Raw genomic sequence first — 20489 nt, 5'->3', positions numbered from 1 at the left:
GCCGTTCCGCTGGTTTAGCAACACGCGGCCTTTGCTTTTGTATAGTTACTTAAAAAAATGAATTGTCATTCGTACAATATTCATCGCCGTTTTTTATTGGAAGTTTTTGCTGAAGCGAACACTTTATTTTGTAAATGCCGGGATGATTGCTTTCCCGGAAATGATCATTCATCAAAACAACTTGCCATTATGAACGTACCATCATTTCTGCCGCACAGGCAGCATTGGAGCAAACTGCTCTTTTTTCTACCCGTTTTCTTTTGTTTTTCTGTTTTAGCCCAGGCACAGACCGTGTCGGGGAAAATAACCGACCAGGCCGGTAAACCGGTTGAGGGCGCTTCTGTTACGATCAAGGGAACATCCGCCGGCACCACCAGCGATGCCTCCGGATCTTTCAGCATCCCCGCTTCTGCAAAAGCCCGCCTGGTTGTTTCGTCTGTCGGCTTCCTGAACCAGGAAGTGGATGTGAACGGGAGAACAAAAATAGACATCACCCTCGCGCCCATGACAGAAAACCTGAACGCGGTGGTTGTTGTTGCATTGGGAATAAAAAAGGAATCAAGGAAACTCGGCTATGCCGCCACATCCGTAAATCCCGATGAGTTGTCTGTTAACCGCACTGCCAACCCGATGAATGCATTACAGGGTAAAGTGGCAGGTGTAAACATTTCTTCTTTGGGTACCGGCCCGGGTGGTTCATCCAAGATCCGGATCCGTGGCCAGTCTTCCATCAATGGTACCAATACGCCGTTGATCGTGATCAATGGCGTTCCGGTTGACAATACCAATTTCAACGATGCCAATACAGTAAGCGTAAAAGGCGCCGGCGTATTTGCAGATGGTGGCGACGGATTTTCCAGCATCAATCCTGATGACGTAGAAAGCATGACCATATTAAAAGGTGCAGCCGCATCCGCACTGTATGGCTCGCGTGCGAAAGATGGTGTGATCATGATCACCACAAAATCAAAAGGCAAGGGCAAGGGACTTGGTATTTCATACAATGTAAATTATACCGACGAGGCGCCGCTCGATTATACCAATTACCAGAAGCTGTATGGCCAGGGAGAAGGCGGTGTTCGTCCAACTACGCCAAACCCTACTTCGGGGCAATGGTCGTTCGGAGAATTGATACAGCCCGGAATGACGCAAACCCTGTTCAATACACCCAACATTCCTTATGTGGCGCAGGGAAGCATCATCAAAGAATTTTACAGGCATGCACAAAACCTTTCAAACACGGTTACCATCGGAACCAGTGGTGCAAAAGGCGGGCTGCATCTCTCGTTGAGCAATTCGGAGAACAAGGGTATCGTTCCAAACAATTCATTCAGCAGGAAAGGATTGAACCTCGGGTTCACCAACGAGTTGTCTGATAAACTGAGCATCGCGGGAAACATCAATTATACCAATGAGATCAACAGGAACCCGCCTAATATTGCCAACCAGGACAACTCGATCCCAACCTCCATCATGGCCATGGCCAATACCATGCCGATGAGTGTGTTGAAAGCAAATATCTACAACCCTGCTACCGGCAATGAATATGTCTATTCACGGTTTACGAACCGTACCAATCCATATTGGGTGCTGGCAGAACAGTTTCACAATGTGAGAAGGGACAGGATATTCGGAAACGTTTCGGCAAAATATAATTTCCTTCCATGGCTCTCTTTGATGGGAAGGTTCGGACAGGATTACTGGAGCCGCGATGAAGACGTAAATAATTTCCCTACCGGCCAGGCATCGCGCGCCGCGGCCAACCCGGGCTTTGTAAACGGGATCTATACCCAGGAATCTTACCGCTTCCGCGAAACCAATATGGACTTCCTGCTTACGGCCAACCAGAAATACAAAAATTTCGACTTCACGCTTACCGCTGGCGGAAACCAGATGAGGAGAAGAAGGGACATCAACAACGTACAGGTTACTGATTTTGTGGTGAGAGGATTGTACACCGTACAGAACGGTCGTGCCAAAGACCCGGTATATACGCTTACAGAGTTGGGCGTTAATTCACTCTACGGTTCTGCCGATATCTCGTGGAACCGCACGTTGTACCTGACCGGTACCGTAAGGAACGATTGGTTCTCTACATTATCGCCAGCCAACAGGAGCATATTGTATCCATCGGTTTCCGGTGCCTATGTGTTCTCTGAAAACCTGAGAACCAAATGGCTCAATTTCGGAAAACTGCGGATAGGTTATGCAGAAGTGGGAAGCGATGGAGATGTGGCGCCTTCATCCGATCAATTGTTTTACATCGTAAATGCCAATACCATCAACAACCCATCGGGCAGCTCTGTTTCGGTAGGTACCAGCAACGGCAACACATTGCCCAATGCAAACCTGAAACCAAGCCGTGTATCTGAAACAGAACTCGGGTTGGAACTGAAGATGTTCAACAACCGCGTGAACTTCGATTTCTCGGTGTATAGAAAAATCACACGCGACCAGATCGTTCCCGTTCAGATTTCAGACGCATCGGGATTTGTGAATACAAGGATCAACAGCGGCCAAAGCAGCAACGAAGGTTTTGAAGCCATGCTGAACCTGTCGCCAATCAAAACTGCAAACTTCACATGGGAGTTCACTGCAAATACGGCGTACAACAAAACAAAGGTCATCAGCATCATTACAAATACACCCGGTGAAAGGATCACGGTTGGAACACACGTATTCAACGGTGAGCTGCGTTACGTGGTAGGGGAAGAGATCGGGCAGATCGCAGGCTTTGGTTATGCGAGGGATGCAACCAAGGGCAACCAACGTATTTTCCAATCCAATGGAGTGCCGCTTCGTACCGCAGACTTCCTGCTGTTTGGCAGCGCATTGCCTAAATGGACAGGAGGATTTTTAAACAGCTTCAATTACAAAGGCGTTTCGCTTTCTGTGTTCATCGATTACAAATTGGGTAACAAAATGTTATCGGGAACCAATTTCAACGCGATCCGCGAAGGACTTCACCAGATGACCCTCGAGGGCAGGACAGGCGGTGTAACCGGCCAGGGCGTTAACCAGAGCGGCGGACCTAATACGGCGGTTACCGCAGTACAAACCTATTGGGAGCACCTGCGTACACAACAGATCATCGAGCCGGTTATCTATGATGGCGGGTATTGGAAACTGCGCCAGGTAGCATTGGGTTATGACTTTACAAGGTTCATCCCTGCCAAATGGCCGATCAAAGGTTTGAAACTCGACCTGGTGGGCACCAATTTGTGGATCATCAAAAAATGGGTTGACAACATCGATCCCGAAACATTTGGATTTGGATCAGATACGCAGGCCGGCCTCGAATCGCCAGGTATCCCTACAACAAGAGGATTTGGTTTGAACCTAAACATTAAATTTTAACTTCTACGATCATGAAAAAGCTATTTTTTTATACGTTGTTCATTCTCACGTTGTCGGGTCTTTCCTCGTGCGACAAGAACCTGGCCGACCTGAATATAAACCGTGTCAATCCCACTTCGCTTGATGCCGCATTGTTGTTGAACAACGCGGTGATCAATGCTTCTTATCCTGTAAAATCGCTTGTATTTGATGTGGGCATCGTGCAACACATGATCTCACCAAACGGTGGTGTACTGGCAGGGGCCAATTTTAACCAGGACAGCAGGGACGTTACCACGCAACCGATCTGGGCGCTGTACTACCAGAACGTGATCAGGAACACACACGATGCGATTGCGCGTACAAAAGGTGTGACCACAAGATCGAACATGTACCACATGGCCCGCATATTCCAGGCGTATGCATTTATGGTACTTACCGACGAATACGGAGACATCCCATACACCGAAGGCGGCGCCGGTTTTACAGACCAGGTATTTTTTCCAAAATACGATGCGCAGCAAACCGTGTACAACGGCATCATACAGGAGCTTACCGAAGCCGCTGCAGCATTGAGCGCAAGCGCACCGATAGAAACAGCAGACGTTCTGTACGGAGGCGATGTAACGAAATGGAAGAAATTTGCCAATTCGCTTTTGTTGAGGGCAGGCATGCGGATCGCGAAAGCGGATCCTGCAAAATCGCTGACAACCATCACCGCTGCAATGGCAGGGGGCGTGATCACAGACAATGCAGACAATGCCTATATCCGTCACGATGCAAACTTCACACAACCCATCGGCGCAACACTCAATGGCGGAGAAGCGGCCAATTTTTACCTTACAAAACCATTTGTTGACCAGCTCAAAAGCACAAACGACCCGAGGTTGTCTTCAATCGCAGTACGTTATGTGGGCGCAACATCGGGCAACGGGCAGGTGGCTTCGGCCGGCAATACCACGCCTGCTGTACAGATCGGAATGCCCATGGGAAAAGACAATGGAACCGCGGTAACGCAGGCAACGGCAGACGGCCTGGTAAGTTTCTACGAATACAGCCAGGCTGATCGCAGAAGGGTTGTAAAAACAAATTCGCCTGTGTTTTTTGTTACAGCATCGCAAACGCTTTTGCTGATGGCCGAGGCGCGTTTCAGGGGTTTTATCACATCGGGAACCGCTGCGCAATATTTTTCAGCGGGCATCGCAGCCAACATGGACCAGATGGTAACATACGATCCGGGAAGCGCGGTATCGGCCACAGCGAGGGATATTTACGTTGGTGCCAATCCGTTGACCGCGGGCAACGAGCTGAACCAGATCAACACACAATACTGGATCAGTTCATTCTTAAACGGTCCCGAAGCATTCGCCAACTTCAGGAGAAGCGGGTTCCCTGCATTGACACCGAACCCTTATGGGCAGCCTACCAATCCCGATGTTCCGAATGGTACATTCATCAGGAGGCTCACCTACCCAACGTCTGAACTTTCCGTTAACACGGCAAAGCTGCAGGAAGCGATCACGCGCCAGGGTCCTGATAAATTAAGCACAAAAGTATGGTGGGATAAATAGAACGCATTTTATAGCAAGCCTTGTCGCAAGCAAGCAAGACCTTTTGTTTCTACTTAAGGTCTTTTATTATTAGCCATACGTTTGGAACGGATCTGCCGGTTCACGCGCACCGAAGATAAATTGCAGAGATAACGCGCAGGCAAAGTAGATTTGCTGTAAACGCACGAACAATTTGACGGCCTTTACCAGGACGGCGATAGAAGTACTTTAAAAAAATCGAAAATGAATACCGAACTCAGAAGCCACGGATGGTTTGGCCGCAAGGATAAAGACGGCATTATTTACAGGAGCTGGATGAAAAACCAGGGCATGCCAAACGATTGGTTCGATGGAAGGCCTGTGATCGGCATCTGCAATACTTTTAGTGAACTCACTCCCTGCAACGCCCATTTCCGCGACCACGCCGAAATGGTAAAACGCGGCGTGATAGAGGCCGGCGGTTTCCCGGTAGAATTTCCCATCATGAGTTTGGGCGAAACATTATTGAAACCCACGGCCATGCTGTTCCGCAACCTGGCAAGCATGGACGCCGAAGAAAGCATACGCGGCAACCCGATAGACGGCGTAGTGCTCCTCACAGGATGTGATAAAACAACACCCTCAACCGTGATGGGCGCAGCAAGCGTGGGCTTACCCACCATAGTTGTTCCGGGAGGCCCTATGCTCAACGGGAAATACAGGGGACAGGATATTGGTTCCGGCACACATGTATGGAAGTTCGATGAAGACATGAAACTGGGAAAGATGTCGCAGGAAGATTGTGAGTTCGCCGAAAGTTGCATGAGCCGGAGCATAGGCCATTGCATGACGATGGGCACGGCCAGCACAATGGCCTGCATGGTAGAGTCGCTCGGCTTAACGTTGAGTGGCGCAGCCGCGATACCTGCGGCCGACAGCCGCAAAAAACAAATGGCGCAACTGAGCGGGCGACGGATCGTAGAGATGGTAAAAGAAAACCTCACCATCGATAAGATCCTCACCAGGGAAGCATTCGAAAATGCGATCAAGGTAAATGCGGCCGTAGGTGGATCAAGCAATTTTATCATTCACCTGTGTGCGATAGCCGGCAGGATAGGCGTGGAGCTGAACCTCGAAGACTTTGATGCCATCGGAAGCAAGATCCCATTGCTTCTGAATCTAATGCCTTCGGGAAAATACCTGATGGAAGATTTTTATTACGCGGGTGGATTGCCCGTTATCCTGAACGAGCTGAAAGACCATCTTCATAAAAATGTGGTTACGGTTACCGGCAAAAACCATCACGAAAACATCAGCGGCAATACAACCTGCTACAATGCAGATGTGATCACAACCTATGACAACCCGATCATCGAAGAAGCCGGCTGTGTTGTGGTAAAGGGAAACCTCGCCCTCAACGGCGCAGTGATCAAACCATCGGCGGCATCACCGGCGCTGATGAAACACAGGGGCCGCGCGGTTGTATTCAACAGCATTGAAGATTACCACGAAAGGATCGATTCTCCCGACCTGGACATCGACGAAACCTGTGTGATGGTGCTCAAATACGTTGGCCCCGTTGGATACCCCGGCATGCCCGAGGTAGGTAACATGGCGCTGCCCAAAAAATTACTCGAGAAAGGTGTGACCGATATGGTACGCATCAGCGATGGCCGTATGAGCGGCACGGCCTACGGCACAGTGGTGTTGCACGTGTCGCCCGAAAGCGCCATCGGCGGAAACCTTGCACTGGTTGAAAACGGCGACATGATAGAACTCGATGTGCCCGGCCGTAAGCTGCATCTCGATGTAAGCGACGAAGAACTCGCCAAACGCAGAAACAACTGGCAACAACCCGCACCCGCGGCAACACGCGGTTATGTGAGCCTGTACATCAAACACGTAATGGGCGCCGACAAAGGCGCCGATATGGATTTTTTATTAGGCAGCAGCGGATCAACCGTAACAAGAGATTCTCATTAAAAAATAAAAGAAGGACACGGATTTTTTTGAAAACAAAAAAAAGTGAATCCATGAAAACGAAATTTGCGATCATTTGTGTTGCGAACCTGTTAATGGCCATCACCTGCCTGGCACAGGCGGGCACCGCCACTGTTCTTGAAGATTTTCGTCCTTCTGTTTTGAACCAGCCCGGCCAGGAATATCCAAAAGTAAATTCGCAAGGCTATGCGCGGTTCAGGATCGTTGCGCCGGCGGCAGACAGTGTAAAGGTAAGCCTCGGCCTCGGCGGAAGAGGCGGCACCAGGCTCGCCAAAGCTGCAGACGGATCTTTGATGGGCACCACCGAAGGGCCGTTGGATGAAGGATTTCATTACTACCATGTAACGGTAGATGGCGGCGTATTCAATGACCCCGGTGCACAGAACTATTACGGTTCCGTGCGATGGGAGAGCGGAATTGAAATTCCTGCCCACGACCAGGATTTTTATGCACTCAAAAATGTACCGCACGGCAATGTGCAGCAGGTATTGTTTCCTTCGCAAAGCACCAATGCAATACGCAGGGCATTTGTGTATACACCACCGGGATACGAAAAAGACCGGTCGAAAAAATACCCGGTACTTTACCTGCAGCATGGATGGGGAGAAGATGAAACCGCGTGGAGCAACCAGGGACGCGCGAACCTGATCATGGACAACCTGATCGCCGGTGGAAAGATCAAACCCTTTATCATCGTGATGACTTATGGAATGACCAACGAATTGAAATTTGGAAGCGGCCTGAGGAATTTCAAGGTGGATACTTTTCAGACCGTGCTGGTTGACGAACTAATCCCTTATGTTGATGCAAACTTCAGGACCCTTGCCGATCAAGCCCACCGCGCAATGGCAGGATTATCGATGGGAGGGATGGAAACACATTCGATCACACTGAACAGGCCGGGTGTGTTCTCGTACTATGGACTGCTTAGCGGTGGAACCTATACACCCGCAGAGATCAACGACAAGGCGAATGTAAAATTGATCTTCCTCAGTTGCGGCAGTAAGGAAAGACCGGATGGCGTAAGAACCGCAGCCGCCGCATTAAAAGAAGCAGGTTACAATGCCGTATCTTATATCTCCGAAAACACCGCGCACGAATTCTTAACATGGCGCCGCAGCCTGCACGAACTGGCGCCGCTGCTTTTTGTAAACTGATCCTGCGGATTGTCTTTGATGATCGTAAAACGTCAACGGCACAAATGCAGTGTTTTGTAAGATCTGTTCAACGCTGAATGCTTTTTAACTGTAAGGCTTATTGGCCTACCTTTGTGTTTCTTTCTCAAAAATGTAAACAGAGACTTATGGAACAAAGGGCGTTGGGCAAAAGCGGTTTAACCGTATCGGCTTTGGGTTTGGGTTGTATGGGCCTTACCTGGGCGTATGGAAAGGCACCTGCGGAAAAAGACGCGATCGATTTGATCCGCAAAGCATACGACGGCGGTATCAGTTTTTTCGATACGGCAGAAGCATACAGCCAGGGTGCAAACGAAACACTGTTGGGTAAAGCAGTAAAACCATTCCGTGATAAAATAATCATCGCCACTAAATTCGGATTCAAAGGTGGTGATCCATTGCAGGGGCTCGACAGCCATCCTGATAACATCCAGCGGGTTGTAGACAATTCCCTGCGCAACCTCGACACCCATTACATCGACCTTTTTTACCAGCACCGCGTGGATCCGGCTGTGCCCATTGAAGAAGTGGCCGGTAAAATACAGGAGCTTGTAAAGGCAGGAAAGATCAGGCATTGGGGATTGTCTGAAGCAGGTACCGACACCATCCGCAAGGCGCATGCGGTTCACCCGGTGGCAGCTTTGCAGAGCGAATATTCTTTGTGGTTCAGGGATGTTGAAACGGAGATATTGCCAACACTGGAAGAACTCGGGATCGGGTTCGTTCCGTTCAGTCCGCTTGGACGTGGTTTCCTCACCGGCGCCATCAATGCGGATACGGAATTTGAAGCAGACGATTTCAGGAACAGGCTGCCGCGTTTCAGTGAAGAGAACCGCAAGGCAAACCAATCGCTGGTAGATCTTTTGCAAAAGATAGCGAATGAAAAGAATGCAACGCCTGCACAGGTTTCGCTTGCCTGGCTGCTCGCGCAAAAACCATGGATCGCACCAATACCCGGTACTACCAAGATTCACAGGCTCGAAGAAAACATCAAGGCGGCATCGGTGAGCATGGACGATAACACGATGGCTGCCATTGCAGAAGGATTATCAGCTTTAACGGTGCACGGCGCAAGGTATCCCGAAGCTTTGCAGCGTGCCGTACAGAAATAGCATGATGCCGTGAGCATACCATACTGTTGCGATGCCCGCGAAAACGGGCAATTGTATCAAAATAGAAACTGCCGCCTGTGAAGGGCGGCAGTTTCTATTGGTACCTCCATCGTTATTTTTTATTCAGTTCTTCTGCCAGCCCGATGAGCAGTCCGTCGGCACTGCGCAGGTAGCAAAGCTTGTAAATATTTTCATAGTTCACTATTTCGCCCACAAGTGTGGCGCCGTGTTGCCCGGTCAGCCTGTTTACGAGTTCGTCAATATCATCTACAGTGAACATCGCACGCAGGTAACCAAGTGCATTTACAGGTGCGAGGCGGTGGTCTTCAACAACTGCGGGCTCCAGGAACTGCGACAGTTCCAGTTTGCTGTGGCCATCGGGCGTTACCATCATGGCAACTTCAACGCGCTGGTTGCTGAGCCCGGTAACACGTCCGGCCCATTTGCCCTCGATCATACCCCGCCATTCGAGTTTCAGCCCGATCGCTTCGAAAAACAAAACCGTGGTATCCAGGGATGCAACCACGATCCCCATATTGTCCATACGCAGGAGCTTGTTTTTTGGCATAAAAGGGTTTTGTTTAAAGATAGATCAATTCAAATGCTCAATACTCATCAAATGGATGAATAATGCAATAGCAAAGCAATCGGTTGCATTTATATTTATAAATTCCATCACTGGTGGATAATACAAGTTGACGACCTAAACAAAACGATCTGTGTAAAATTTTATGCAATCGGTAACATTTATTGAAAAAAGAATTAGTTTAGAGATAACATAACAAGCGCTGTGTTTACGACGGCGTTGTTTGAGCCGCACACGATTGCTGTAATGAAGAACGCCATTTCAATATTACCACCACCGTTGTTCCCGCGTTCCTGTGCGCGGGTCCTTTGTTTTTTGAACAACAAAAAAACGTTTATCAAAATTGAAGTATGAAAAAAAGATCATTTGCTGTTTTCGCGGCCCTGCTTTTCCATGCGTGGGTTTTTTCGCAGGAGCCTGTAAAACCTGCAGCGCCCGGGTTTGATCAGAAACGAGAGAACATTGCGCACGGCAGCATCGATACGGTTACCTACGAATCCAAAACCGTAGGCGCCAGCAGGCGTGCACTGGTATATACGCCGCCGGGTTATACGGCAAAAACAAATTACCCGGTACTGTACCTGCTGCATGGTATTGGCGGTGACGAAAAAGAGTGGCTGAACGGGGGCCATCCCGAAGTGATACTCGACAACCTGTACAGTGAAGGAAAACTTGTGCCGATGATCGTGGTGATGCCCAACGGACGCGCCATGAAAGACGACCGCGCCACAGGTAATATCATGGCGCCTGATAAAGTGCAGGCCTTTGCTGATTTTGAAAAAGACCTGCTGAACGACCTGATCCCATTCATCGAAAAAAAATTCCCTGTGCTGAAAGACCGCGGACACCGGGCCATCGCGGGTCTCTCGATGGGCGGCGGTCAGTCGTTGAATTTTGGGCTAGGCAACCCGGACCAATTTGCCTGGGTAGGGGCATTCTCTTCAGCGCCCAATACAAAACCGCCCGCAGCATTGTTGCCCGATCCCGAGGCCGCGCGCAAAAACCTGAAACTCCTTTTCATCTCATGCGGCGCGAGCGATGGGTTGATCGGTTTCAGCAAACGGACGCACGATTATTTTGAGCAGAACAACGTTCCCCATATTTATTTTGTGGAGCCGGGTGTGCACGATTTTAAAGTATGGAAGAACGGGCTCTTTATGTTTTCGCAATTGCTGTTTAAACCCATTGATCCATCCAGTTTTTCAAAATACCCGGTGGCGGGCATGCCGGCTGCCACCAACGTTCGCAATGCGGCCTATCCGCAGGTACTGCCGGATAGCCGTGTGAAATTCAGCATCAAAGCGCCGGATGCAAAAAAAGTGCAGATCGATCTTGGAAAAAAATACGACCTGGTGAAAGATGAGAACGGAACATGGACCACCACAACCGATTCCATTAGCGAAGGATTTCACTATTATACACTTTTGATAGACGGTGTTTCGCTTGCCGACCCTGCCAGCGAATCTTTTTATGGCATGGGAAGAATGGCAAGCGGTATCGAGATCCCCTTTGCCGGCGGCGCTTATTATGCTGCAAGAAATGTTGCGCATGGCGATGTAAGGATCAAAAGATATTTTTCAAGGATCACCAATTCATGGCGGCAGTGTTATGTTTATACACCACCGGCTTATGATTCTGCGCTGAACGAAAAGTATCCGGTTCTCTACCTGCTCCATGGCGGTGGCGAAGACGAAAGGGGATGGTCGCAGCAAGGGAAAACAGACCTGATCCTCGACAACCTCATCGCTGCCAAAAAAGCCAACCCCATGATCATCGTGATGATGGACGGAAACTTCGGTGGCGGCGGTATCGCAGGTTTTGGCGAGGCATCATTAAAATTATTCGAGAATGAATTGAAACAGGTGCTGATCCCGTTCATCGAGAAAAATTTCAGAACCGGCACCACGGCTAGCAACAGGGCATTGGCGGGCCTGTCGATGGGCGGCCTGCAAACACTGTACGCAGGCATCAGGAACACAGATTTTTTTGCTTACCTCGGTGTGTTCAGCTCCGGCTGGTGGAGCAACCAGCCCGCGCTTTCCGATCCGCAATACCTTTTCATGAAAAACAACGCGTCAACCATCAATGCAAACCTGAAAAGCTTCTGGATATCGCAGGGCGGTAAAGAAGACATCGCCTTTAACAACAACAAGATCATGATGAGCAGGTTTGATGAAATGGGCGTCAAATATGTATACAGCGAATACCCGGGCGGCCACACCTGGCCGGTATGGAGAAACAACCTTTACAATTTTGCGCAGGTATTATTCAAGTGAGAGCAAACAACATTATTGTTATGAGAAAAAAAATAGGGTTCAAACCTCTTGTCACCACCTTCACTTGCGGCGTTCTTCTTTTGTTGCATACGAGCGCGTTTTCGCAGGACCAGAAATTTTACATCTTCCTTTGCTTCGGGCAATCGAACATGGAAGGCAATGCAAAAATAGAGCCACAGGATACAGTGAATGTGAACTCCCGTTTCCAGGTGCTGCAAGCCGTTGACTGCGCCGATCTCGGTCGCACCAAAGCCAACTGGTACACGGCTGTGCCGCCATTGAGCAGGTGCCGCACCGGGCTCACGCCGGCGGATTATTTTGGCAGGACACTGGTTGAAAAGTTACCGGCCGACATCCGCATCGGTGTGATCAATGTTGCGGTGGGTGGTTGTAAGATAGAGTTGTTCGATAAGAACAGATACCAGTCGTATGTAACCACCGTACCGCAATGGATGACAGGAATGATCAATCAATACGACGGCAATCCTTACCAGCGGCTCGTGGACCTCGCAAGAGTTGCACAGAAAGATGGTGTGATCAAAGGCATACTGCTGCACCAGGGAGAATCGAACACAAACGATTCTTTGTGGCCGGTTAAAGTAAAAACAGTATACGACAACCTGCTCAGCGACCTGAACCTGCAAGCCACACAGGTGCCCCTGCTTGCAGGAGAAACGGTAAACGCAGACCAGGGTGGGATCTGTGCAGGTATGAACAGGATCATTGCAACGCTTCCGCAAACGATCCCCAACGCATACGTAATATCATCTGCCGGTTGCCCGGATGCACAGGACAATCTCCATTTCAACGCAGAAGGATACCGGATGCTGGGAAAAAGGTATGGAGAAAAAATGCTGGAGCTGCTGCGCAACAGTTCGCCCGGCAAATGATCAAAGCAGGAATGCTTATTCATCAACAGCAACATCCTAAAAAAAATCGTTCACTTCAAAAAATTTAAAATGAAACCTGCCAGGCTCGCAATGCTCACGTTTTGTTTTGCCGTTCTTTTCCTGCATGCAGGCGCGCAAAATCCATTGATCAGGAACCAATACTCTGCAGACCCCACCGCGCGCGTTTTTGGGGATAGGGTTTATATCTATCCCTCGCACGATATCCTCGCTACAGAAGGCAAGGGACGCGTGGGCTGGTTTTGCATGGAGGATTATCATGTGTTCTCTTCAGCCAATCTTACCGACTGGACAGACCATGGTGTGATCGTTACGCAAAACAAGGTGCCCTGGGTAAGACCCGATAGTTACAGTATGTGGGCGCCCGATTGCATTGAACGCAACGGTAAATATTATTTCTATTTTCCTACTACGCCAAACGATACGGTTGCATACGGAAGAGGATTTCGCATCGGTGTGGCGGTTGCGGATAAACCCACCGGCCCGTTTGTGCCGCAGCCCGAACCGATCAAAGAGGTGCGTGGGATCGATCCGAATGTGTTCATCGACAACGACGGGCAGGCTTATCTCTATTGGTCTGCAGGAAACATCTACGGCGCGAAACTAAAATCCAATATGCTCGAGCTCGATTCAGAAGTAAAAACTTTGGGAGAGTTGCCCACCAAAGGATTGAAAGAAGGGCCTTATCTTTTTGAACGGAACGGGATTTACTATTTAACCTATCCGCATGTAGAAAACAAAACAGAAAGACTGGAATATGCAACCAGCGATCATCCATTGGGGCCATTCAAATTTGCCGGCGTGATCATGGATGAATCGGCATCGGGTTGCTGGACCAACCATCATTCTTTTATTCAGTTCAGGAACCAATGGTATCTTTTTTACCACGACAAGGATTATTCGCCGCGTTTTGACAAGGCGCGTTCCATACGCGCAGACAGTTTGTTTTTTAATGCGGATGGAACGATCAAAAAAGTGATCCCTACTTTACGGGGGATCGGTGTTACAAACGCGGGCTCCGAGATCCAGGTAGACAGGTACAGTGCCATCAGTAATGACGGGGTATCGGTTGATTTCATCGATACCGCAAACCGTTTTGCAGGATGGAAGACAAACTTCACCAAACACAATGGATGGATCCAATACAACAATGTAGACTTTGGATCCACATCCCCTAAAAGAATTGCGGTAAACGCGATGAGTGAGAATGGTGGAACGCTGCAGATCAGGACAGGTAATTACGATGGCCCGGTGATCGCGGAGGTAACCGTTCCCGGAAGTGGAGGGTTTGCGGTGTCGAAAGCTGCGGTTGTTAAAGCTGTGAGAAACAGGCAGAACCTGTTTGTTACCTCGAAGGATGATAAAAAAATATCGGTAGACTGGGTTCGGTTTGAATAAACAACATGAATTAAACCATAAACAACCGGCATGAGAAAAATAATTTTTACCGGGCATCGTCAACATCGTTCGTGGCTACCCATCGTATTGTTATTGGTTTTGTGGGGATCGCAGTTGCCCGGCCAACGGGCCGCTGCGCAAACACAAGTGCCACCACCCGGGCAAAGGATGGCACCATCGCTCCCGGTGATACCTGCCAAAGGTGATACCACGCATATATTGACGAGGTACTTTACACAAGCCACTGCTGTAAGAAAAGCGCCGGATGCAGACGGTTTTATCCAGCGATGGCTGGTGCTCGAGCCCGTAAGAAAGGACATCGCGCGGAACAATATATTTACCGACAATTACCTCAGGACAAATTTCTCAAACGATAACTTCTCGGCCGATTACAACAGCGTTCCCAAAAACGGTGAAACGGTAAGGGTGGGCGGGCAGGAGTTGAAATGGCATGCGCTTGACAGCAAAACATTCAACTTTAATTTATACCATTTTACATACGCCCTCAACAAACCCAGGTATGGCTTACTCGTCTGGCTCGTTACTGTGGTGAACTGCGACGAAGAGATCCGGGATGTAAGGCTTACGGCCGGGTGTAATTCAGGAAGTATGTGGTGGCTGAACGGAAGCGAGGCATTGATGCTTTCGGGCGACAGGGATCTCATCGCAGACAATGGCACATCCCCGCGTGTAACGCTCAAGAAGGGAAAGAACATCATCCGTGGCGCAGTGATCAATGGGCCGGGTATGGCAAATTTTTGTGTGCGTTTTATAGATGAGAAGGGAATGCCCGTAAAAAATTTCAGAATTGGTACGAATAAAAACATTTACCTGCCTTAAGCCTTTGTACTATGCAAACAAGGAAACCAAACTACCTGTTCATTTCATTGCTGTTGTTGATCGCACACACTACGATTGCGCAGGTGGGCAAACCATTTATCCACGATCCTTCAACTGTGATCGAGTGCGAAGGCAGGTACTATACATTTGGCACAGGCAGTGGCGGATTGATTTCGAAAGATGGCTGGACCTGGTACGGCGGAGGTGTAAGGCCAGGCGGAGGCGCTGCACCCGATGTGATCAGGATCGGCGATCGTTTTCTTGTGGCCTTTGGCGCCACCGGCGGTTCGGCCAATCACAAAGGCGCCATCCTTACCATGTGGAACAAAACGCTCGATCCTTCGTCACCCGATTTTAAATATTCAGAACCGGTGGTGGTGGCCACTTCCGATGGTTACGAAGAGAACGATGCAATTGATCCCGGCCTGATGCTCGATCCCGTAACGGGACGGCTCTGGCTCACCTACGGTACTTACTTTGGTTTTACGCGCCTGCTGGAACTCGATCCCAAAACAGGGAAATGCAAAGCGGGAAGTAAACCGGTTGATGTAGCCATCGTATGCGAGGCAAGCACACTGGTTTACCGCGACGGCTGGTATTATCTTCTCGCCACGCACGGCAGTTGTTGCGATGGCGCCAATTCTACTTACAATGTTGTGGTGGGGCGGTCGAAAAAAATTACGGGCCCTTACCTTGATAACGTGGGCCGTAGCATGCTGCAGGGCGGCGGTAAAATGGTAGTGGCCACACGTGGCGGGTTGATCGGCCCGGGACACTTCGGCCACATCATACTTGAAAAAGGCGTTGAGAAAATGTCGATCCATTACGAAGCGGACCTGGCGCAGGGCGGTGCGAGTGTGTTGGGTATATTACCCGTGTTGTGGAAAGATGGCTGGCCGGTGGCAGGAGAAAAATTCAAAGAAGGAAACTACGAAATCGAATCGGTAAGAAGGGGATATGCGCTGGAGCTTGCAGTTGATTTTACACGGATGGCCGCCGCGCAACGGGGTTTCTTCAGTCCACCTGGTAACGAACCCCTGAAACCCGTTGCCCCACAGCAATTGCAGGATGTGATACAAAGCTGGCCCGCGGGCAATACCAGGTTGCGTATCGGGGATTATATGTCGCGACCCCATCAAAAATGGACGATCACCGATGCGCCTGATACAACAGGTTACCTTGGTGGCCCGTATTATAAAATAGTGATTGAAGGAACAGAACGTGCATTGGCAGCAACCGGAAGCGGCGAAGTGGTAAGCGTGCCAACGTTCACCGGTGCGCCGGAACAGTTGTGGAGGATTGACCAGTTGACAGACGGCAGTTACAGGATCATGCCCAAAACAGTGCCCGGATCTGGTAAGAAACTGGTGTTGGTATCTTCAGGCGACAGTACTCCCTTGCTTGCTGAATTTGATTTCAACAGCGACAACTGTAAATGGAATTTGAAAGGATTGGTGAAGGATTGATCACATCGCCCGACAGTCTTTCATTTTAACTTGCGGCTACCCGGTCCACTTGTTTTTGATCGCCAGCTTGATCGCTTCTGCTTTTGAGGAGATGTGCAGCTTGTCGTATATTTTAGAAATATGGTTGCGCACGGTATTGGGACTGATGAATAATTTTTCACCGATTTGTTTGTAATCGAGCCCGGCCACCATGCTTTGTAATATCTCGATCTCGCGGGCAGACAGTCCGGAGTTTTCTATGTTGCTGCCGGCGGGGCCGGAAGGTTCGTTTAAAAGCAGTTGCAATGTTTTACGCGCGATCCTCGGCGACATCGGCGCTCCTTTTTTCTCGATCACTTCTTCAACAGACCTTAGGATCACATCCGATCTTTCTTCCTTTAATAAATACCCGTGTGCACCGGCCCTTAGTGCGTCGAACAATTTATCATCGTCGTCAAAAACAGTGAGCATGATGTAAAGGATCGATGGATAGCGTATGCTTGCGGTCCTTACGGCCTGTATGCCATTCATAACGGGCATATCGATATCCATCAAAACCACTTGTGGATATTCTTCCGGTTTTAATGCTTCCAGTTGCTGTAAAAAGTGCTCGCCATTGTTGGCCGTGAAGCTGATGATGGCAAGACCTGATTCAGTAAGCTCGGCCTGCAGGGTTTTCAGCACATAGGGTTTGTCGTCTACCAACGCTATCTTGTAAGGCATGCGCAAATCTATCCATTATACCACAGGTAGCGGGTAGTGCAGCTGTACTATTTTTTGCGGATGGCCACCGTGGTTCCTTCGCCCGGTTTGCTGGTAATGGAAAATTCACAACCGATCTCGCCGGCGCGGTATTGCATGTTCTCCAGGCCATAATGCGGCCTGTCCTGCGCAATTTTTTCTTCAAATCCAATGCCATCATCCGAAATAAGTATCTCGTATTTGCCATTTACGGCGCTGATATTGATCTGCATCAAGGATGCCTGCGCGTATTTCAACGAGTTGGCAATGGCCTCCTGGCAGATCCTGAACAGGTGAATGGCCTCTGATGGGCTCAATATTACATCGGCGTCCATTTCGCCTGAATAGGCGAGCCGGCATGAGGGATTGTATTCAAATAGTTTCTGTGTGAAAGATTTCAATTTATCAGAGAGCTCTTCCAGAGATATCTGTTCCTTGTTCAGCGCCCAGATCGTTTCGCGCAGGGTAAAGATCACTTCCCTGGATGTCTGGCTGATCTTGCTGAATCGTTTGAGGCGCTCAGATTCCGGGATGTCGTGCAGCGGGCTGATCGCATTCTCGATGTTTTTATTGATCAGGCTGAGTTGTGTGCCAACATTGTCGTGCAGGTCGCGCGAAATGCGTTCCCTTTCCAGCTGCACTTTCTGTTGCAGTTCGAGTACCCTCATTGCCTTGCGCTGGCGCGTTTTCTGGAAGAGGATGCCGGCGCCCACAGACAACGCGAGAAGCGAGAGCCCCGCCAGGGCCACAAACCATGGCCGTTGCCAGAATGGTGGGACGATCACTATTTCCACAGCAGTGGCAGTTGGACTTACAACACCGTCGTTGTTGATGCCCTTCACAAGGAACGTGTAATGGCCCGGCTGAAGGCCGGCATAACGCGTAAAACGCCTGTCGCCGCCATCGATCCACTTATCGTCAACGCCTTCCATCATGAACAGGTAGCGGTTGCGCCCTTCGTTGGTGTATTCGGGCAATGCGAATTCGAAACTGATGCTGTTCTCGGTATAAGGCAGTTCGAGCCTGCGGATGTTCCAATAGGCCGTGCCTGTTTTATAAGGTTCGTCGTAGATTTTAATACCGGTGATGAGTACCGCGGGGGCATAGGGATTCTTGCCGATCTGTTCCGGGTAAAAACCGGTAATGCCACTGATGCCGCCAAAGAACAATTCACCATCAGCGGCTTTGAAACCTGCGCCAACATTGAATTCGGCAGACTGCAACCCATCGTCTTTGCTGAAGTGATCGAATCTTTTTTCTTTCCGGCGGTATACGGTCAGCCCCTTGTTGTGGCTGAACCACATGTTGCCGTTGTTGTCTTTTTGTATGTTGTATACGTGCCCGTTCAGCAATCCGTTTTCTTCTGTAAAATGATGGATCACTTTCTGTTCGCTGTTGAGCACAACAATATCGTCGTTAGAACTGAACCACATGTTCCCGTCGTCGTCCTGGCACATGCTTTTCACTTCTTTGTTTTCAGGCAAACGAACCCTTTCCCATTTACCGCCTTTTTGTTTGAAGGCACCTGTAAAGCTGCCCACCCAAATATTTCCTTCCCTGTCTATGAAACCTGAGCAAAGTGTTTCATTGTTGAACTGGCCGATCGAACGTACACAGAACCGGTTATCGCCGCACAAAGAAATTACGGCGAGGTATTCGCCAACATTGGTGTAAAGATTTTCATTGGCATCTTTGAAAAGAAAATGCCGCAGGTTGCCGCGGCCCCAGTGCGTGGCAAAGAATTGCTGTACCTCGATGTTCATGGGGTTAACAGCGCCGGTATTTTTGTTGTAAACAACGGGTACGCTTGCGCCGTTGTTCAGTGTGCCATTGAGCATGATCACGAGTTTGTCTTTTCCAAGCCCGTTGATGATGGTCGCATTGTTTAAAACATTCCCGATGTATTTTGTAAGCGTGATGTTCACCGGCGTATCCCCGCCGCCACGAGCAAACCTGATCATTCCGGAAGAAAGCAGGCTGGCATACAGGTCGGTATTGTCTGCATACAGCCCGAACACATTGTTATTGGCAGCATGGTCTGAACGGTACCATTCAAATTTTTTATAAGGATAACTCAACTTGAACACGCCTTCGCCACGTGTGCCCACCCATGTGTTTCCCGACCTGTCTGTAAATGTGCAACGTGGATAGAGTGTCTTTTTATTTTCAGGGTTAACATACGCGAGGTGCCTTGTTAGCCTTCCGTGTTTTGTATCCAGGAAATACAATCCATGTGTGATGGACGACAATATCACACCCGATGCGGAGCTCCTGGACATGCCTGTTATGTAATGTTCCTTGCCGTTCCCGGTAATATCAATGGTTTGGTAGTGCAGTGTTTTTTTATGGATGAGCAATGCCTTGTTCGCCGTTAAACCCAACGCCTGCGAATCGTTCAGGTTGATGATGTTGTTGAGCGGGAAGTTGATGGTATCTGTTTTGTTTGCCGCTACATCGTAAATGGAAAAAACAGGAAATTCCGATTCGTTGTTGTCTACGATCCATATTTTTCCGCCATCCAGGAAACCATGGTAGCCAACGTTGTTGCTGGCACGCAGCGAGGTGCGGGTGAGTGTTGTTGGGTGAACCTTCAACGTTTTTTTATGCACTTTCACCACACCATAGCTGCAAAGCCCAACCCAGATAAAATCATTGTCTTCACCAAAAAAATGGTTTTCTGCGATCACCACATTCTTTGGTGAATACACCAGTACATTGGTAAAATCATCGGTAACGGGATTGTACAAACTGATGCCATTGAAAGAAACGATCCACAGTCTTTTGTCGTTGTCTGTATAAAACCTGAATTCTTTGTAAGAAGAGATGGCCCTTGGATCGGTTGTTGATTGTTTGTACACTTTCATCTGGAAACCATCAAAACGGCAAAGGCCGCCTGCGGTGCCTATCCAGATAAAACCATTCTGGTCCTGCGCAATATCATAAATAGAACTCTGCGGAAGCCCGTTGTCTTCGCCATAAGGAGTGAACCTGTAATTGTTCTGCGCCCTTGCAGCGAAGAAAAGAAATACGGCGAAAATGAGTATACAGATCCTATGCATTGACATGGAATAATAAGATGACAAATGTAAACGGTGACGGGCGAACCTGCAAAACGATCGTGCAAGGCTACGTCGTTTGTCGG

General features: G+C 49.2%; 13 protein-coding genes. 10 read left to right on the top strand and 3 right to left on the bottom strand.

Features of this window, described 5'->3' with window-relative positions; all coding sequences use genetic code 11:
• The first annotated feature begins 189 nt into the window (after nt 1–189).
• The 5 genes from GWC95_RS10465 to GWC95_RS10445 all read left to right on the top strand — a co-directional run bounded on the left by GWC95_RS10465 (nt 190) and on the right by GWC95_RS10445 (nt 9153).
• On the top strand, nt 190–3357 hold the full coding sequence (locus tag GWC95_RS10465; RefSeq protein ID WP_161818650.1) for a SusC/RagA family TonB-linked outer membrane protein: 3168 nt from the start codon (nt 190–192) through the stop codon (nt 3355–3357).
• An 11-nt stretch (nt 3358–3368) separates the two neighbouring features.
• Nucleotides 3369–4907 carry a SusD/RagB family nutrient-binding outer membrane lipoprotein gene (locus tag GWC95_RS10460; RefSeq protein WP_161818649.1) on the top strand — a complete coding sequence of 513 codons (1539 nt, stop codon included), beginning with the start codon at nt 3369–3371 and terminating at the stop codon, nt 4905–4907.
• A 222-nt stretch (nt 4908–5129) separates the two neighbouring features.
• Entirely contained in the window at nt 5130–6848 is a 1719-nt protein-coding gene (locus GWC95_RS10455) for an IlvD/Edd family dehydratase (protein ID WP_161818648.1), read from the top strand.
• 50 nt (nt 6849–6898) lie between these two features.
• Nucleotides 6899–8023 (top strand): alpha/beta hydrolase, encoded by a 1125-nt coding sequence (locus GWC95_RS10450; protein ID WP_161818647.1) that lies wholly within the window; start codon nt 6899–6901, stop codon nt 8021–8023.
• A 146-nt stretch (nt 8024–8169) separates the two neighbouring features.
• A complete protein-coding gene (locus GWC95_RS10445) occupies nt 8170–9153 on the top strand; it encodes an aldo/keto reductase (protein ID WP_161818646.1) in 984 nt (327 codons plus the stop codon).
• A gap of 112 nt (nt 9154–9265) precedes the next feature.
• Here the strand turns inward: GWC95_RS10445 and GWC95_RS10440 are convergent, their stop codons facing one another.
• Nucleotides 9266–9721, bottom strand: a complete 456-nt coding sequence (locus GWC95_RS10440) for a VOC family protein (RefSeq protein ID WP_161818645.1) — start codon at nt 9719–9721, stop codon at nt 9266–9268.
• A 368-nt stretch (nt 9722–10089) separates the two neighbouring features.
• Between GWC95_RS10440 and GWC95_RS10435 the strand changes: the two genes are divergently transcribed.
• The 5 genes from GWC95_RS10435 (at nt 10090) to GWC95_RS10415 (ending at nt 16627) form a co-directional block, all read left to right on the top strand.
• Nucleotides 10090–12015 carry an alpha/beta hydrolase-fold protein gene (locus tag GWC95_RS10435; RefSeq protein ID WP_161818644.1) on the top strand — a complete coding sequence of 642 codons (1926 nt, stop codon included), beginning with the start codon at nt 10090–10092 and terminating at the stop codon, nt 12013–12015.
• Nucleotides 12016–12035: 20 nt separating this feature from the next.
• Entirely contained in the window at nt 12036–12905 is an 870-nt protein-coding gene (locus GWC95_RS10430) for a sialate O-acetylesterase (protein ID WP_161818643.1), read from the top strand.
• A gap of 69 nt (nt 12906–12974) precedes the next feature.
• Nucleotides 12975–14321, top strand: coding sequence for a family 43 glycosylhydrolase (locus GWC95_RS10425; RefSeq protein ID WP_161818642.1), 1347 nt, complete (start codon nt 12975–12977; stop codon nt 14319–14321).
• A gap of 30 nt (nt 14322–14351) precedes the next feature.
• On the top strand, nt 14352–15161 hold the full coding sequence (locus tag GWC95_RS10420; RefSeq protein WP_161818641.1) for an acetylxylan esterase: 810 nt from the start codon (nt 14352–14354) through the stop codon (nt 15159–15161).
• 11 nt (nt 15162–15172) lie between these two features.
• The gene (locus tag GWC95_RS10415; RefSeq protein WP_161818640.1) at nt 15173–16627 is read left to right on the top strand and encodes a family 43 glycosylhydrolase; all 1455 of its coding nucleotides are present in this window, start codon (nt 15173–15175) and stop codon (nt 16625–16627) included.
• A 36-nt stretch (nt 16628–16663) separates the two neighbouring features.
• On the opposite strand, the gene GWC95_RS10410 is transcribed toward GWC95_RS10415, so the two are convergent.
• Together GWC95_RS10410 and GWC95_RS10405 are read right to left on the bottom strand one after the other, a co-directional pair.
• Nucleotides 16664–17329, bottom strand: coding sequence for a response regulator transcription factor (locus tag GWC95_RS10410; RefSeq protein ID WP_161818639.1), 666 nt, complete (start codon nt 17327–17329; stop codon nt 16664–16666).
• 47 nt (nt 17330–17376) lie between these two features.
• On the bottom strand, nt 17377–20406 hold the full coding sequence (locus GWC95_RS10405; protein ID WP_161818638.1) for a sensor histidine kinase: 3030 nt from the start codon (nt 20404–20406) through the stop codon (nt 17377–17379).
• Nucleotides 20407–20489: the final 83 nt, after the last annotated feature.

It is taken from the genome of Sediminibacterium roseum (genome assembly GCF_009939005.1).
GTDB lineage: Bacteria > Bacteroidota > Bacteroidia > Chitinophagales > Chitinophagaceae > Sediminibacterium > Sediminibacterium roseum.
Note: the sequence above shows the minus strand (reverse complement) of the source record. Positions and strands in the feature narration are given on the sequence as shown.

Coding starts and splice junctions, on each gene's coding strand:
- GWC95_RS10455 (WP_161818648.1), top strand. CDS start 5,130: ATGAATACCGAACTCAGAAGCCACGGATGGTTTGGCCGCAAGGATAAA.
- GWC95_RS10425 (WP_161818642.1), top strand. CDS start 12,975: ATGAAACCTGCCAGGCTCGCAATGCTCACGTTTTGTTTTGCCGTTCTT.
- GWC95_RS10465 (WP_161818650.1), top strand. CDS start 190: ATGAACGTACCATCATTTCTGCCGCACAGGCAGCATTGGAGCAAACTG.
- GWC95_RS10430 (WP_161818643.1), top strand. CDS start 12,036: ATGAGAAAAAAAATAGGGTTCAAACCTCTTGTCACCACCTTCACTTGC.
- GWC95_RS10415 (WP_161818640.1), top strand. CDS start 15,173: ATGCAAACAAGGAAACCAAACTACCTGTTCATTTCATTGCTGTTGTTG.
- GWC95_RS10440 (WP_161818645.1), bottom strand. CDS start 9,721: ATGCCAAAAAACAAGCTCCTGCGTATGGACAATATGGGGATCGTGGTT.
- GWC95_RS10450 (WP_161818647.1), top strand. CDS start 6,899: ATGAAAACGAAATTTGCGATCATTTGTGTTGCGAACCTGTTAATGGCC.
- GWC95_RS10460 (WP_161818649.1), top strand. CDS start 3,369: ATGAAAAAGCTATTTTTTTATACGTTGTTCATTCTCACGTTGTCGGGT.
- GWC95_RS10435 (WP_161818644.1), top strand. CDS start 10,090: ATGAAAAAAAGATCATTTGCTGTTTTCGCGGCCCTGCTTTTCCATGCG.
- GWC95_RS10410 (WP_161818639.1), bottom strand. CDS start 17,329: ATGCCTTACAAGATAGCGTTGGTAGACGACAAACCCTATGTGCTGAAA.
- GWC95_RS10445 (WP_161818646.1), top strand. CDS start 8,170: ATGGAACAAAGGGCGTTGGGCAAAAGCGGTTTAACCGTATCGGCTTTG.
- GWC95_RS10420 (WP_161818641.1), top strand. CDS start 14,352: ATGAGAAAAATAATTTTTACCGGGCATCGTCAACATCGTTCGTGGCTA.
- GWC95_RS10405 (WP_161818638.1), bottom strand. CDS start 20,406: ATGCATAGGATCTGTATACTCATTTTCGCCGTATTTCTTTTCTTCGCT.